Source organism: Saccharopolyspora sp. 6M (genome assembly GCF_020176775.1).
In the GTDB taxonomy this organism is placed as follows: domain Bacteria; phylum Actinomycetota; class Actinomycetes; order Mycobacteriales; family Pseudonocardiaceae; genus Saccharopolyspora_C; species Saccharopolyspora_C gregorii.
The window spans coordinates 1-13,490 of the sequence record NZ_JAIUJZ010000065.1 but is presented as its reverse complement, the minus strand read 5'-3'; the positions used below and the strand labels follow the sequence as shown (position 1 = coordinate 13,490).

The following is a 13,490-nucleotide window of genomic DNA, read 5'->3' as shown; positions in this document are numbered from 1 at the left end:
CATGACGAGCACCACTGACACCGCCGACGCCCAGCACGGCCTGACCGAGCACAGCCACGGGGGCGCGGTCGTGCCGCAGTCCTCCCGCGGCGAGCGCTTCACCTCCTACGACGTCGAGGCCTTCGAGGTCCCCGGCGGCCGCGAGGAGGACTGGCGGTTCACCCCGATCAAGCGGCTCAAGGGGCTGCACGACGGCACCGCGAAGGCGACCGCCTCGCTGAACGTCGAGGTCGAGGCGAGCGCCGAGGTCACGGTCGAGACCGTCGGCCGCGACGACGAGCGCCTCGGCAAGGGCGGCGTGCCCGCCGACCGGATCGCCGCGCAGGCCTGGAGCTCCTTCGAGCAGGCCACCGTCATCACCATCCCGAAGGACGTGCAGCCGGCCGAGCCGGTCAGCGTCGTCGTGCACGGCCCCGGCGAGGGCGAGACGGCGTTCGGGCACATCCAGATCCGCGCCGAGCGGTTCGCCGAAGCGGTCGTCGTCCTCGACTACCGCGGCTCCGGCGTGCTGGGCGAGAACGTCGAGTTCATCACCGACGACTCCGCCCGGCTCTCGGTCGTGTCCGTGCACGACTGGGCCGACGACGCGACCCAGGTCAGCTCCGAGCACGCCTACCTGGGCCGGGACGCGGTGTTCCGGCACCTGGCGGTGACCCTCGGCGGCGACCTGGTCCGGGTCAACACCACGATCACCTACGGGGACAAGGGCGGGGACGCCGAGCTGCTCGGCCTGTACTTCGCCGACGCGGGCCAGCACCTGGAACACCGGATGCTGGTCGACCACGCGCAGCCGAACTGCCGCAGCAACGTGCTCTACAAGGGCGCGCTGCAGGGCGACGCGGCGCACTCGGTGTGGATCGGCGACGTGCTGATCCGGGCCGCGGCCGAAGGCACCGAGACCTTCGAGCTGAACCGGAACCTGGTGCTCACCGAAGGCGCCCGCGCCGACTCGGTGCCGAACCTGGAGATCGAGACCGGTGAGATCGAAGGCGCCGGTCACGCCAGCGCCACCGGCCGGTTCGACGACGAGCAGCTGTTCTACCTGCAGGCCCGCGGCATCCCGAAGGAGCAGGCCCGCCGACTGGTGGTCCGCGGCTTCTTCGGCGAGATCCTGCAGAAGATCACGGTGCCCGCGGTCCGGGAGCGGCTGGAGGCCGCGATCGAGGCCGAGCTGGCCGTCGTCGGCGCCTGACGCCGCCCCCTCACTCCCTTTCCCCACGTACCAGGAGAACACAGCACAATGGCCACCCTGGAGATCAAGGACCTGCACGGTTCCGTCCTCACCGAGGAAGGCGCCAAGCCGATCCTCAACGGCGTGAACCTCACGATCGACTCCGGCCAGATCCACGCGATCATGGGCCCGAACGGTTCCGGCAAGTCCACCCTGGCCTACGCCATCGCCGGGCACCCCAAGTACCAGATCGACTCCGGCTCCGTCCTGCTCGACGGCGAGGACGTGCTGGAGATGAGCGTGGACGAGCGCGCCCGCGCCGGCCTGTTCCTCGCCATGCAGTACCCGGTGGAGGTGCCGGGCGTGTCCATGTCGAACTTCCTGCGCACCGCCGCCGGTGCCGTCCGCGGTGAGGCCCCGCAGATCCGGCACTGGGTCAAGGAGGTCAAGCAGGCGATGACCGAGCTCGACATCGACCCGTCGTTCGCGGAGCGCAGCGTCAACGAGGGCTTCTCCGGCGGCGAGAAGAAGCGGCACGAGATCCTGCAGCTGGACCTGCTGGACCCGAAGTTCGCCATCCTCGACGAGACCGACTCCGGCCTCGACGTCGACGCGCTGCGCGTCGTGTCCGAGGGCGTCAACCGGTACACGTCCAAGGGCGACAAGGGTGTGCTGCTGATCACGCACTACACCCGCATCCTGAACCACATCACGCCGGACCACGTGCACGTGTTCGCCGGCGGCAAGGTCGTCGAGTCGGGCGGGCCGGAGCTGGCCGACGAGCTCGAGAAGAACGGCTACGTGCGGTTCACCGGCAAGAAGGAGGCCGTCGCGCAGTCATGACCGCTCAGCCCCTCACCACTGCCGGTGCGGCCGCGGGCCCGCTGGACGTCGCGGCGATCCGCTCCGACTTCCCGATCCTGGGCCGCACGATCCGCGACGACCGGCGCCTGGTGTACCTGGACTCGGGGGCGACGTCGCAGCGCCCCCGCCAGGTGCTGGACGCGGAGCGCGCCTTCGTGGAGACCTCCAACGCGGCGGTGCACCGCGGTGCCCACCAGCTCGCGGAGGAGGCCACCGACGCCTACGAGGACGCCCGCGCCAAGATCGCCCGCTTCGTGGGTGCCGGGGTGGACGAGGTCGTGTTCACCAAGAACGCGACCGAGGGCGTCAACCTGGTCGCGTACGCGATGAGCAACGCCGCGACGTCCGGTCCCGAGGCGGAGCGCTTCCGCCTCGGCCCGGGCGACGAGGTCGTGGTCAGCGAGATGGAGCACCACGCGAACCTCGTGCCGTGGCAGGAGCTGTGCCGCCGCACGGGGGCGACGCTGCGCTGGTTCGGCGTCACCGAGGACGGCAGGCTCGACCTGTCCGACGTGTCCGCGGTGATCACCGAGCGGGCCAAGGTCGTCGCCGTCGCGCACCAGTCCAACGTGCTCGGCACGGTGAACCCGCTCGACGAGGTCGTGGCGCGGGCGCACCAGGTCGGCGCGCTGGTCGTGCTCGACGCGTGCCAGTCGGTGCCGCACGCGCCGGTGGACTTCGCCGAGCTCGACGTGGACTTCGCGGTGTTCTCCGGGCACAAGATGCTCGGGCCCTCCGGGGTCGGCGTGCTCTACGGGCGGCACGAGCTGCTGCGCGCGATGCCGCCGTTCATCACCGGCGGGTCGATGATCGAGATGGTGCACATCGACCGCGCCACGTTCGCCGAACCGCCGCAGCGGTTCGAGGCGGGCGTGCCGATGACCTCCCAGGTCGTCGGGCTCGGCGCGGCCGTGGACTACCTGTCGGTGGTCGGCATGGAACGCATCGCCGCGCACGAGAAGAAGCTGGCCGCGGCGGCGCTCGACGAGCTGTCGGCGATCGACGGGGTGCGCATCATCGGCCCCGCCACCACCGAGGCCCGCGGTGCCACGGTCGCGTTCGTGGTCGAAGGGGTGCACCCGCACGACGTCGGCCAGGTGCTCGACAGCCAGGGCGTCGAGGTGCGCGTCGGTCACCACTGCGCGTGGCCGCTGCACCGGGCGTTCGGCGTGCCCGCGACGGTCCGCGCCAGCTTCTACCTGTACAACGATCTGGACGAGGTCCGGGCGCTCGGGGAAGCTGTGCGGGAGGCCCAGCGTTTCTTCGGTGTCGGGTGAACGGCTGAAGGACGTGTGATGCAGCTCGAACAGATGTACCAGGAGATCATCCTGGACCACTACCGCAACCCGCACGGGCACGGCCTGCGGGACCCGTTCGACGCGGAGTCCTCGCAGGTCAACCCGGTGTGCGGGGATGAGGTGACGTTGCGGGTCCGGCTGGCGGGCAACGGCCTCGACGCCACCGTCGAAGACGTCTCCTACGAGGGGCAGGGCTGTTCGATCAGCCAGGCCTCGATCTCCGTGCTCACCGACCTCGTCGTCGGCAAGTCGGTGAAGGAGGCGATGGGCAGGCAGGCCGCGTTCAGCGAACTCATGCAGGGTCGCGGCCAGGTCGAACCCGACGAGGACGTCCTGGAGGACGGCATCGCCTTCGCGGGGGTGGCGAAGTACCCGGCGCGCGTGAAGTGCGCGCTGCTGGGCTGGATGGCTTTCAAGGACGCCGTTTCGCGCGTCGTCGACGAAGTGGGAGCGTCATGACAGACCGAACCCAGGTGCAGGACGAGCAAGCAGCCGCGGGCGAGGCCACCGACGTGGCGCGCGGCGCCGAGAACCTCCCGGAGCCCCCGGCTCCGGCAGCGGAACTCGCCGCGCTCGAAGACGTCGAAGAGGCGCTGCGCGACGTCGTGGACCCCGAACTGGGGATCAACGTCGTCGACCTCGGCCTCGTCTACGACGTGCGCGTGGAGCAGGACAACAGCGCCACGGTGGACATGACGCTGACCTCGGCGGCCTGCCCGCTGACCGACGTGATCGAGGAGCAGGCCCGCTCCGCGCTCACCGGCGGTCCGGGCGGCGGCCTGGTCAGCGACTTCCGCATCAACTGGGTGTGGATGCCGCCGTGGGGCCCGGAGAAGATCACCGAGGAGGGGCGCGAGCAGCTGCGCGCGCTCGGCTTCACCGTCTGACTCGGACCGAACCGGTTCGCAGCGCGGCCCCCGGCGGGACTCCGGTCCCGAGCCGGGGGCCGCCGCGCGTTCCGGGGTCGGCAACCCGGGGATCAGCCGCCGGGGTCGGCAACCCGGGGATCAGCGCAGCCGGGACTGCGGCCGGCGCCGGTCCGGGTCGTGCGCCGGGAAGATGCCGCCCGCCGGGTCGTCCGGCACGGCGAACGGCTGCGGCGCCGGTTTCCCGCGCAGCACGTCCACGTGGTCCGAACCGGGGCGCGACATCACCCAGCTCGACCCGGTGAGGTCCTTCGCGCGGTGCTTCAGCGGTGCCAGCAGCCGGGACGCCTCGTCGTAGCCGGTCACGGTGCTCTGCGTGCACACCAGCGTCGCCAGCGACAGCGTCACCGGCACCCCGCCCGCCTCCCGCGGCGGGTCCAGCAGCAGCTCGGACAGCGGTACCAGGTCGTCCAGATCGGCGACCAGCAGGAAGTCGTCGCCGCCGACGTGCCCGACGCGCACCGACGGCAGCGAGGTCGCCGCATCCGTCAGCACCCGCCCGATCGACCGGATCAGGTCGTCCCCCGCGGAGAACCCGGCGCCGTCGTTGACCGACTTGAACTCGTCGATGTCCAGCCAGCTCACCGCGAACACGTCCCCGGCGGCGATCCGCCTGCCCACGTCCCTGGCGATGGAGTCGCTGCCGGGCAGTCTGGTCAGCGGGTTCAGCGCCGCCGCCTCCTCCACCTTCAGGTCCGCCATGCCGCGGATGAGGTGCCCGGCCCGCACCGCGCCCAGGCAGCGGCCGGACTCGTCGACGACGATCGCGTCGTCGTACATCCGGTACTGGTCGGACCGGGTGACCAGGCTCAACGCCTCGATGGCGGTGGTCGCGGTGGTGACCACGCGGGGTTCGTCGGCCAGCCGCGAAGCCGGGCGCTTCGCGTGCAGCGCGTGCCCGTACGGACCGGTGACGGCGAGCAGGAACCGGTTGCGGTCGATGGTGTACTGCGGCCGGTTGTGCTCGTCGACGACCACGACTCCGCTGATCTCGGGGTGGTCGGCGAGCACGCCGCGCACCTTGTCGGCGGTCGCGTCCACCGGCAGCAGCGTGGCGGGGGAGAGGAACTCGGTGACCCGCGGGCCGGCGGCGAGGGTGTTCACCGGCTGCCCGGCCGGGTCGGTGACCTCGGCGGCCACCCCCGGGACGGTGATCGTGGTCGGAGGCCGGCGCGCGGGCGGGGCCAGCAGGTTGCCCTGCACCAGCCGCACCCCGGTGCGCCGCAGCGCCGAGAGCTGCCGGTCGTTCTCCACGCCTTCGGCGACGAGGTCGGCGTCCGCGGCCTCGCACAGGTGCCGCACCGCCTCCAGCACCGCCCGGCGCGCCGCCGAATCCGGCAGGCCGCTCACCACGCCCCGGTCCAGCTTCACCATGCCCGGTTCCATGTCGGCGATGAGCGCCAGCGGCACGTCACCGTCGCCGACGCCGTCCACCGCGATCTGGAAGCCGTCGGCCTTGAGCGCCTGCACGCCCTCCACCAGCTGGCCCGGGTCGAGGCGGGCGAACGGCGGGCCGATCTCCAAGGTCACCTCGTGCTCGCGGCGGCCCACCTCGTGCAACCGTTCCCGCAGCCGTTCGATGCGGGGCAGGTCGTGGGTGACGGTGCCGCCGAAGAGGTTGAGGTGCAGCGGTAACAGCGTCTCGTGGTCGGCGGCCGCGGTCACGGCGCTGCGCGCCAGCTCGACGTCGAGCTCGGTGAGCCTGCGGTGCCGGGCCGCTTCCCGGAACAGGTCGTGCACGTCCCCACCGGTGGGACGGGCGAGGGCCTCCACCGCCACGATGGCACCGGTCTTGACGTTGATCAGGGGCTGGAACGCGAAGCGCACTTCGTTGACCAGCGCGAGCACGGGGTCGATGCTGCCTGCACTCATGGCTCTCCATCGAGCGGGTTCACGACCTGTTCACCGACATCTCAGCTGCTCCTCGTCTGGGGACGGGGGGTTGCCGGACGCCAACCTAGCGCGACGAACCGTCCTCGGGCACCCAGCTCGCCCACCCGCTGTGGGAACCGACACAGCGTCCTGACGTGCGGGTCGTGGCGTGCGGTACCGCTCAGAGACCGCCGAAGCCGTGCTGCGCCTCGCCGCCTCCGGGGCCGAATCCGCCGGTCACGAGCCTACGCCGGACGGACCAGGGGGAGCGGCGGAACAGCGCCGTCATCACCGCCGCCGTCCGGGCGGGGTCGTGGTCCGCCGCGAGGAACACGGCCTGGTCGGCGTCGGGCAGCGAGAAGAACACGTCGAAGAACTCGGGCACCAGTTCCGGCGGGAACGCCAGCAGCGCGCGCAGCGCCCGCCTGCGCAGCCCGTGCACCGCGACCGCGCGCGGCGGCCAGGAGATCGCCCAGGCCGCCTTCGACGCCTTCGCCGGACCCGCGCTCAGGCCCGCGCTGAGCGCTCCCGCCAGCCACGGCGCCTGCCGCAGCGCGGCGGCCACGCTGAACCCGCTGGCCGGGTGCACCAGGCCACCGGAGGCGCCGAACGCCACGACCCGGCCCGGCATCGGCACCGGGTCGTCCACCGGGAACCGCACCCGCTCCTCGGCGGCCCCGTCGGGCACCTCGATGCCCGCCGCCGCGAGCCTGCCGTGCAGCCGGCGGCGCAGCAGCGCCAGCGGCAGCGACGGCCGCCGGGCCAGCGAGGTCTCCTCCAGCAGCACCGCGCCGCCGCCGAGCCGCACGCAGTACAGGAAGGTCGGCCAGCCGCCGCGGGTGTCGGGCGCGGACCGCCAGTCCATGAACACCCCGGACCCCGGCGGGCACAGCGGTTCGGCCGCGGCCGAGTCCAGCACCACGCCCACCGCGGACTGCTGGGCCGCGGTCCGCGCCGGGCGGCCGCCGGAGAGCACCCGCGCCGCGCCGGAGGCGTCGACGACGAGGGCCGCGGCGAGCCGCCTGCCGTCCTTGAGGTGCACCGTCGATCCGGTCGGGCCGTGCTCGGCGCCCACCACGCGGCCCGTCACGTCCTGCACGTCGGACCGCCACAGGTGCTTCCACAGCGCGGTGTTGTCCAGCACGGCGTAGGGCCGGTCCAGTTCGTGGCGCGCGGTGCCGTAGGCCAGCATCGAGCCGGTCACGGCGGCGAGCGCCTCGCGCGGGACCGACGCGGGCAGTTCGTCGACCCAGGAGCCGTAGGTGTGCCCCCAGCCGCGCCGCGGCGCCGGATCCACCACGGTCGTGTCCAGTCCGGTGTCGGCGCAGGCCGCGGCCACCGCCCGTCCGGCCGGCCCCGCCCCCACGATGAGCACGTCCACCACGATGGCATCAGATCACGACCGGTGCGGGTGCCGCCGCTCGGCCGGGGCGGCTTCGACCACGCGCCGCGGGTTCCGGTGGTTCCGCGGTGGCGTCGTCCGAACGCTTCCCCGGCAGCGGGGAGGCACGCAGTAACGTGCGGGCATGCGAACCGATCCTCCGGTCGAGCGAACCTCCCGCCGCAGCGACGCAGTCCGCGCCGGACGCCCGGCCTCCGACCTGGCGGCCAGCCCGTTCCGGGCCGACCGGGACCGGGTGTCGAGCTCCGCGTTCTTCGCCCGCCTCGGTGGTGTCACGCAGGTCGTGACGCCCAGCGGGTCGGGGATGCTGCTGCACAACCGGCTCACGCACAGCTTGAAGGTGGCCCAGGTGGCGCGAGCCATCGGCGAGCGGTTGTGCGCCGATCCGGACGCGGCGGCGGTGATGGACGAGCTCGGCGGCTGCGACCTGGACGTGGTGGAGGCCGCCGGGCTGGGGCACGACCTGGGGCACCCGCCGTTCGGACACCTCGGGGAGACGGTGCTGGACCGGATCGCGCGCCAGGAATTCGGGCTCGTGGACGGTTTCGAGGGCAACGCGCAGTCGTTCCGGATCGTGAGTTCGATCGACGTGCGCGGTGACCCGGGTGGGGCCGGGGACGGCCTGGACCTCACGGCCGCGGTGCGCGCCGCGCTGCTGAAGTACCCGTGGACCCGGCGGCACCGCCCGTCGCCGCACCCGCGCGACCTGCGGGTCCCGCCGCGGGGCGCGTCGGAGCCGGACGAGGCGCCGGGCACCGGCTCGGCGAAGTTCTCCTGCTACGTCACCGAGTTGGAGGACATGCGGGACTGCCGGTCGGTGTTCCGCGGCCGCATCGAGAGCTGGCAGCAGACCGTCGAGGCCTCGGTGATGGACACCGCCGACGACATCGCCTACGCGATCCACGACCTGGAGGACTTCCACCGGGTCGGCATCCTGCAGCACACCACCGTGTCCAACGAGCTCACCGAATGGCTGGCGCACCAGGTGGAGCTGGCGAAGCTGGGCGACGCGGACCTCGCGGGCACCGAGCACCTGCCGGGCCGGTCGCTGGAGCGGCTGCGGCGCAGGCTGCACGCGAAGGACTCCTGGATCGCCTCGGACGCGGCGTTCACGGACGCGGTGAAGCGGGTGCTCGACGAGCTGGTCGCGAAGCTGCTCCAGGTGCCGTTCGACCGCTCCAAGCAGGCCGAGCAGGCGGTCGCGGTGTTCTCCGGTGAGTGGACGCGGCGGCTGGTGGAGGGCGTGCGGGTGGAGCGGACGCCGACGGTGCGCTCCGGGCACGTGTCGCTGGCACCGGAGCAGTGGCACGAGGTGCAGGTGCTCAAGTTCGTGCACCGCCGCTTCGTGCTGCAACGCCCCGACCTGGCGCTGCACCAGCGCGGCCAGGACCGGTTGCTGACGAAGCTGGTGACCGCGCTCGACTCGTGGCTGATCGACCGCAGCGAGGCGGCGCGGCTGCCGCACCGGCTGCGGGACCTGTTCGAACGGGCCCGCGCGGAGTTCGCGGAGCTGCGCGGGAGCGATCCGATCGCGCTGTCGACCGGCGGCCACGAGCTCGGCGCGGCGGACCTGGAGCGGTGGGCCCGCGGCCGCGCGGTGATCGACTTCGTGGCCTCGCTGACCGACGACCAGGCCGCGTCCCTCCTCGAAGCGCTCTCCGGCAGGACCACCCGGCTGTTCTCGGAGATCTCCATCTGAGGGATCCCCGTTCTCGCCGCGCGGGGTCCCGGCGCGGGGGAGTGGAGCTACCGGTCCTCAGCCGGTCGGCGGTGCCTCGGTGAGGGTGCGCCGGTAGGTCTCGGTGAGCAGGTAGCCGGAACCCAGCGAGATCAGGCACACCGCGATCACGTACCCGGCGATCGCCATCGACGAGCCGGTCCACCCGTACAGCGCGGTGCAGATCATCGGCGCCAGCCCGCCGCCGAAGATCGCCGCCAGCTGGTAGGCCAGCGACGCGCCGCTGTAGCGGAACCGGGTGCTGAACAGCTCCGCGAAGTACGCCGACTGCGGCCCGTACACCGCGGTCCGGCACAGCTGCACCACCACGCCGCCCAGCAGGAACAGGCCGATCGAGCCGCTGTCGACGAGCAGGAAGTACGGCACCGCGAACACCGCCAGCCCCGCCATGCCCGCCATCGACATCCCGCGCCGCCCGATGCGGTCGGAGAGCAGCCCGAACGCCAGCATCAGCGGGATGTCGGCGAAGCTCAGCAACGCGTTGGCGCCGAGGACGGTGGTGCGCTCGTAGCCCAACGAACTCGTCGCGTACGCCACGATCCAGGTGGTGCCCACGTAGAAGGTGGCGTTGGTGGCGAGGAACGAGCCCGCGGCCAGCGCCACGGTCCGCGGGTGCTCGCGCAGCACGTCGAGCACCGGTGCCCGGGTCCGCGGCTGCTCGCGGGCGGCCTGCTGGAACACGGGGCTCTCGCTGATCCGCAGCCGGATGAGCAGGCCGACGCCGATCAGCACCCCGCTGCACAGGAACGGAACCCGCCAGCCCCAGGTCAGGAACGCGGCCTCGTCGAGCCCGGCGGACAGCGCGGCGAACACGAGGTTGCCCAGCAGCAGCCCGGCGGGCACCCCGATCTGCGGCCAGCTGCCGTAGAAGCCGCGCCGGTGCGGCGGCGCGTGCTCCACCGCCATCAGCGCGGCCCCGCCCCACTCGCCGCCGACGCCGATGCCCTGCGCGAACCGCAGCACCGCCAGCAGCAGCGGAGCGGCGACGCCGACGGTCCCGTAGGTCGGCAGCACCCCGATCAGCACCGTCGCCACGCCCATCAGCAGCAGCGACGCGACCAGCACCGGTTTCCGCCCGTGCCGGTCCCCGTGGTGCGCGAACAGCACCCCGCCCAGCGGCCGCGCGACGAACCCGACGGCGAAGGTCGCGAACGAGGCGAGGGTGCCGAGCAGCGGTTCGAACTCGGGGAAGAACAACCGGTTGAACACCAGCGCGGCGGCGGTGCCGTAGATGAAGAAGTCGAACCATTCGATGGTGGTGCCGATCAGCCCGGCGAACGCGACCCGCCGCGCGCTGGAAGGGGGAGCGGTCATCCCGGCGCACCTCCCGATCGATGTGATACAGATCATCCGCACTCGGGTCGGTGCACGTCAACGGGCTGCCGATCGACGCAGCGGTGGCTCGGGCGAGCGGAGCCCCCGGCTGCGCCGAACGTCCTCGCGCCGGGAAGCCCGCGCGTGCTGGGATGGGGGCATGCGCAGCAGGGAACTCGTCGGGGGCGGCCGGGCGGCGGCGGACCAGCCGGAACGGCTGGCCGGCTGGTTCGAACGCTTCGCCACCCGCCACGGCGGGGCGGAGCGCACCGAGCTCGCCCCGCGCGAGGTCGTGGTCACCGCCGCCGAGGGCGCCACCGCGCGGGTCGCGGTCGCGTTCGCGGACCTGCCGGGGCCGCACGGCGAACGCCCCGGCCTCGCGGTGCGACCGCTGGTGGAGCACGCGCGCACGCCGCGGCGGATCGGGTTGGTGCTGGTGCGCCTCGGCGCGCACAGCGTCGGCATCGCCCGCGGCGGCGCCGTCGAGGTCTCCCACACCGACCGGCACCTGGTGCACGGCCGGAACAAGGCGGGCGGCCAGTCCCAGCAGCGCTTCGCCCGCCGCCGCGAGGGCCAGGCCCGGCGCTCGCTGGAGTCGGCCGCGGCCGACGTCGCGCGGGTGCTGCTGCCGGAGCGCGACCGGCTGGACGCGCTGGTGCTCGGCGGTGACCGGCGGGCCCTGGAGGCGCTGCGCGCCGAACCGCGGCTGCGGGAGTTCCTGGCCACCGCGGAACCGCGAGTGCTCGACGTCCCGGAACCACGGCGTTCCATCCTCGACGACGCCGCCGAACGCGCCACCGCCGTCGAGGTCTACGTCCGCGAACCGTGACCGGCCGGTCGCGTCCCGTCGCCGGGGTGCGGAGTGCGCGCCGGAGCCGCGGGACCGGCCGCTACACTGGGCACGTGGTGAGCAAGCGCGCGACGAACAGGTGCGCGGCGGAGCTCCGCCTGCGGGGGCCGCGCACGACGGTCTCCGCCGATTAGCCGCGGTGCCCTCGGCCCGTCGAACCCGGTGACCGGACCGGCCTGCGGCGGGCGTCCCCGTGATCTCGCTCGACCACTACGTCTTCGGAGCCTTCCTTGATCTCTGCCTCGGGCCTAGAACTGCGCGCGGGTTCGCGCATCCTGCTCTCCGGCGCCACGTTGCGCGTCCAGCCGGGCGACCGGATCGGCCTGGTCGGCCGCAACGGCGCGGGCAAGACGACGACGCTGCGGGTGCTCGCCGGTGAGGGCGAGCCCTACGCCGGGGAGCTCGTCCGACGCGGCGAACTCGGCTACCTCCCGCAGGACCCCCGCGAGGGCGACCTGTCGGTGACCGCGAAGGACCGGGTGCTCTCCGCCCGCGGCCTCGACCAGCTGCTGCGCGACATGGAGAAGGCGCAGACCGAGATGGCCGAGTTCGCCGACGACCGGAAGCGGGACAAGGCGATCAACCGCTACGGCAAGCTGGAGGAGCGCTTCGGCGCCCGCGGGGGCTACGCGGCCGAGAGCGAGGCCGGGCGGATCTGCTCGAACCTCGGGCTGGCGGACCGCATCCTGTCCCAGCCGCTGCGCACCCTCTCCGGTGGTCAGCGCAGGCGCGTCGAGCTCGCCCGCATCCTGTTCGCCGCCTCCGAGGCGGGGCCCGGCGGCCGTTCGGCGACGACCCTGCTGCTGGACGAGCCGACGAACCACCTCGACGCGGACTCGATCAACTGGCTGCGCGAATTCCTCCGCTCGCACGACGGCGGGCTCGTGGTGATCAGCCACGACGTGGACCTGCTGGCCGACGTGGTGAACAAGGTGTGGTTCCTCGACGCGGTCCGCGGCGAGGCCGACGTCTACAACATGGACTGGAAGCGCTACCAGGAGGCGCGGGCCGCCGATGAGAAGCGCCGCCGCCGCGAACGCGCCAACGCCGAGAAGAAGGCCTCCACGCTGATGGCGCAGGCCGACAAGATGCGCGCCAAGGCGACCAAGGCCGTCGCCGCGCAGAACATGGCCCGCCGCGCGGAGAAGCTCGTCAACGACCTGGAAGAGGAGAAGGTCGACGACAAGGTCGCCAAGATCCGCTTCCCCGACCCGGCGCCCTGCGGGCGCGTCCCGCTCACCGCGAGCGGGTTGTCGAAGTCCTACGGCTCGCTGGAGATCTTCAGCGGCGTGGACCTGGCGGTGGACCGCGGGGCGAAGGTCGTGGTCCTCGGTCTCAACGGCGCGGGCAAGACCACGCTGCTGCGGCTGCTCGGCGGCATGGAGGAACCGGACGCGGGTGCCATGGAACCCGGGCACGGCCTGCGCGTCGGCTACTACGCGCAGGAGCACGAGACCCTCGACCACGACGCGAGCGTGTGGGCGAACATCCGCAGCGCCGCCCCGGACACCCCGGAACAGCAGCTGCGCACCCTGCTCGGCGCGTTCCTGTTCCGCGGCGAACAGCTGGAGCAGCCCGCGGGCACCCTCTCCGGTGGCGAGAAGACGCGGTTGGCGTTGGCGGGCCTCGTCTCCAGCGCCGCGAACGTGCTGCTGCTGGACGAGCCGACGAACAACCTGGACCCCGCGAGCCGCGAGCAGGTCCTCGACGCGCTGCGCAGTTTCACCGGAGCGGTGGTCCTGGTCACGCACGATCCAGGAGCCGTGGAAGCACTCGAGCCGGAACGGGTGATCCTGTTGCCCGACGGGACCGAGGACCACTGGTCGGCTGATTACTTGGAGCTAGTGCAACTCGCCTGACGAGTGGTTTTTCCCACCACGACCTTTCCGCAACGCGTCACGGTCCGCCGCGACGACCGGTGGCCCCGCGCGCCCCGCGGCGCCCCCCCCCCCCGCCCCGGCGGGGGGCGCCGCCCCCCCCCCCGCGCGCCCCCCCCCCCCCGACGGCGAGCAGGCGCTGCGGCTCGCCCGCGGCTGGGGCGTGCGGCCCGAGGAC

The 13,490-nt window shown here is 72.9% G+C and carries 11 protein-coding genes; 8 read left to right on the top strand and 3 right to left on the bottom strand.

The genetic code is table 11. The annotated features are described in order from the left end of the window. Position 1 precedes the first annotated feature (1 nt). The 5 genes from sufD to LCD31_RS10650 are packed head-to-tail and all read left to right on the top strand — an operon-like array spanning position 2 to position 4,220. Positions 2–1,192: a Fe-S cluster assembly protein SufD gene (gene sufD / locus LCD31_RS10670; protein ID WP_224957674.1), complete on the top strand. Its 1,191-nt coding sequence runs from the start codon at positions 2–4 to the stop codon at positions 1,190–1,192. Positions 1,193–1,240: 48 nt separating this feature from the next. Further along, the gene (sufC, locus tag LCD31_RS10665) at positions 1,241–2,014 is read left to right on the top strand and encodes a Fe-S cluster assembly ATPase SufC (RefSeq protein ID WP_224957672.1); all 774 of its coding nucleotides are present in this window, start codon (positions 1,241–1,243) and stop codon (positions 2,012–2,014) included. After that, positions 2,011–3,312 carry a cysteine desulfurase gene (locus tag LCD31_RS10660; protein WP_224957671.1) on the top strand — a complete coding sequence of 434 codons (1,302 nt, stop codon included), beginning with the start codon at positions 2,011–2,013 and terminating at the stop codon, positions 3,310–3,312. The genes sufC and LCD31_RS10660 overlap by 4 nt, the downstream gene beginning before the upstream one ends. A gap of 18 nt (positions 3,313–3,330) precedes the next feature. Next, positions 3,331–3,792, top strand: a complete 462-nt coding sequence (gene sufU / locus LCD31_RS10655) for a Fe-S cluster assembly sulfur transfer protein SufU (RefSeq protein ID WP_224957670.1) — start codon at positions 3,331–3,333, stop codon at positions 3,790–3,792. Further along, positions 3,789–4,220 (top strand): metal-sulfur cluster assembly factor, encoded by a 432-nt coding sequence (locus LCD31_RS10650; RefSeq protein ID WP_224957669.1) that lies wholly within the window; start codon positions 3,789–3,791, stop codon positions 4,218–4,220. Before sufU ends, LCD31_RS10650 begins: the two co-directional genes overlap by 4 nt. Before the next feature lie 120 nt (positions 4,221–4,340). On the opposite strand, the gene LCD31_RS10645 is transcribed toward LCD31_RS10650, so the two are convergent. Next, a complete protein-coding gene (locus tag LCD31_RS10645) occupies positions 4,341–6,131 on the bottom strand; it encodes a GGDEF domain-containing protein (RefSeq protein WP_224957668.1) in 1,791 nt (596 codons plus the stop codon). A 181-nt stretch (positions 6,132–6,312) separates the two neighbouring features. After that, positions 6,313–7,515: a lycopene cyclase family protein gene (locus LCD31_RS10640; RefSeq protein ID WP_224957667.1), complete on the bottom strand. Its 1,203-nt coding sequence runs from the start codon at positions 7,513–7,515 to the stop codon at positions 6,313–6,315. 142 nt (positions 7,516–7,657) lie between these two features. Between LCD31_RS10640 and LCD31_RS10635 the strand changes: the two genes are divergently transcribed. After that, positions 7,658–9,232: a deoxyguanosinetriphosphate triphosphohydrolase family protein gene (locus tag LCD31_RS10635; RefSeq protein WP_224957666.1), complete on the top strand. Its 1,575-nt coding sequence runs from the start codon at positions 7,658–7,660 to the stop codon at positions 9,230–9,232. Positions 9,233–9,289: 57 nt separating this feature from the next. Here LCD31_RS10635 and LCD31_RS10630 read toward each other — a convergent pair whose 3' ends face one another. Beyond that, entirely contained in the window at positions 9,290–10,585 is a 1,296-nt protein-coding gene (locus tag LCD31_RS10630) for an MFS transporter (RefSeq protein WP_224957664.1), read from the bottom strand. A gap of 160 nt (positions 10,586–10,745) precedes the next feature. On the opposite strand from LCD31_RS10630, the gene LCD31_RS10625 reads away from it, so the two are divergent. Both LCD31_RS10625 and LCD31_RS10620 read left to right on the top strand, forming a co-directional pair. Beyond that, positions 10,746–11,414 carry an acVLRF1 family peptidyl-tRNA hydrolase gene (locus LCD31_RS10625; protein ID WP_224957662.1) on the top strand — a complete coding sequence of 223 codons (669 nt, stop codon included), beginning with the start codon at positions 10,746–10,748 and terminating at the stop codon, positions 11,412–11,414. 251 nt (positions 11,415–11,665) lie between these two features. Beyond that, the gene (locus LCD31_RS10620) at positions 11,666–13,294 is read left to right on the top strand and encodes an ABC-F family ATP-binding cassette domain-containing protein (RefSeq protein ID WP_224957660.1); all 1,629 of its coding nucleotides are present in this window, start codon (positions 11,666–11,668) and stop codon (positions 13,292–13,294) included. Positions 13,295–13,490: the final 196 nt, after the last annotated feature.

What these genes read in the sequence shown, in the direction of transcription:
- LCD31_RS10635 (WP_224957666.1), top strand. Translation starts at nt 7,658, where the DNA reads ATGCGAACCGATCCTCCGGTCGAGCGAACCTCCCGCCGCAGCGACGCA.
- LCD31_RS10630 (WP_224957664.1), bottom strand. Translation starts at nt 10,585, where the DNA reads ATGACCGCTCCCCCTTCCAGCGCGCGGCGGGTCGCGTTCGCCGGGCTG.
- LCD31_RS10645 (WP_224957668.1), bottom strand. Translation starts at nt 6,131, where the DNA reads ATGAGTGCAGGCAGCATCGACCCCGTGCTCGCGCTGGTCAACGAAGTG.
- sufC (WP_224957672.1), top strand. Translation starts at nt 1,241, where the DNA reads ATGGCCACCCTGGAGATCAAGGACCTGCACGGTTCCGTCCTCACCGAG.
- LCD31_RS10625 (WP_224957662.1), top strand. Translation starts at nt 10,746, where the DNA reads ATGCGCAGCAGGGAACTCGTCGGGGGCGGCCGGGCGGCGGCGGACCAG.
- sufD (WP_224957674.1), top strand. Translation starts at nt 2, where the DNA reads ATGACGAGCACCACTGACACCGCCGACGCCCAGCACGGCCTGACCGAG.
- LCD31_RS10650 (WP_224957669.1), top strand. Translation starts at nt 3,789, where the DNA reads ATGACAGACCGAACCCAGGTGCAGGACGAGCAAGCAGCCGCGGGCGAG.
- LCD31_RS10660 (WP_224957671.1), top strand. Translation starts at nt 2,011, where the DNA reads ATGACCGCTCAGCCCCTCACCACTGCCGGTGCGGCCGCGGGCCCGCTG.
- sufU (WP_224957670.1), top strand. Translation starts at nt 3,331, where the DNA reads ATGCAGCTCGAACAGATGTACCAGGAGATCATCCTGGACCACTACCGC.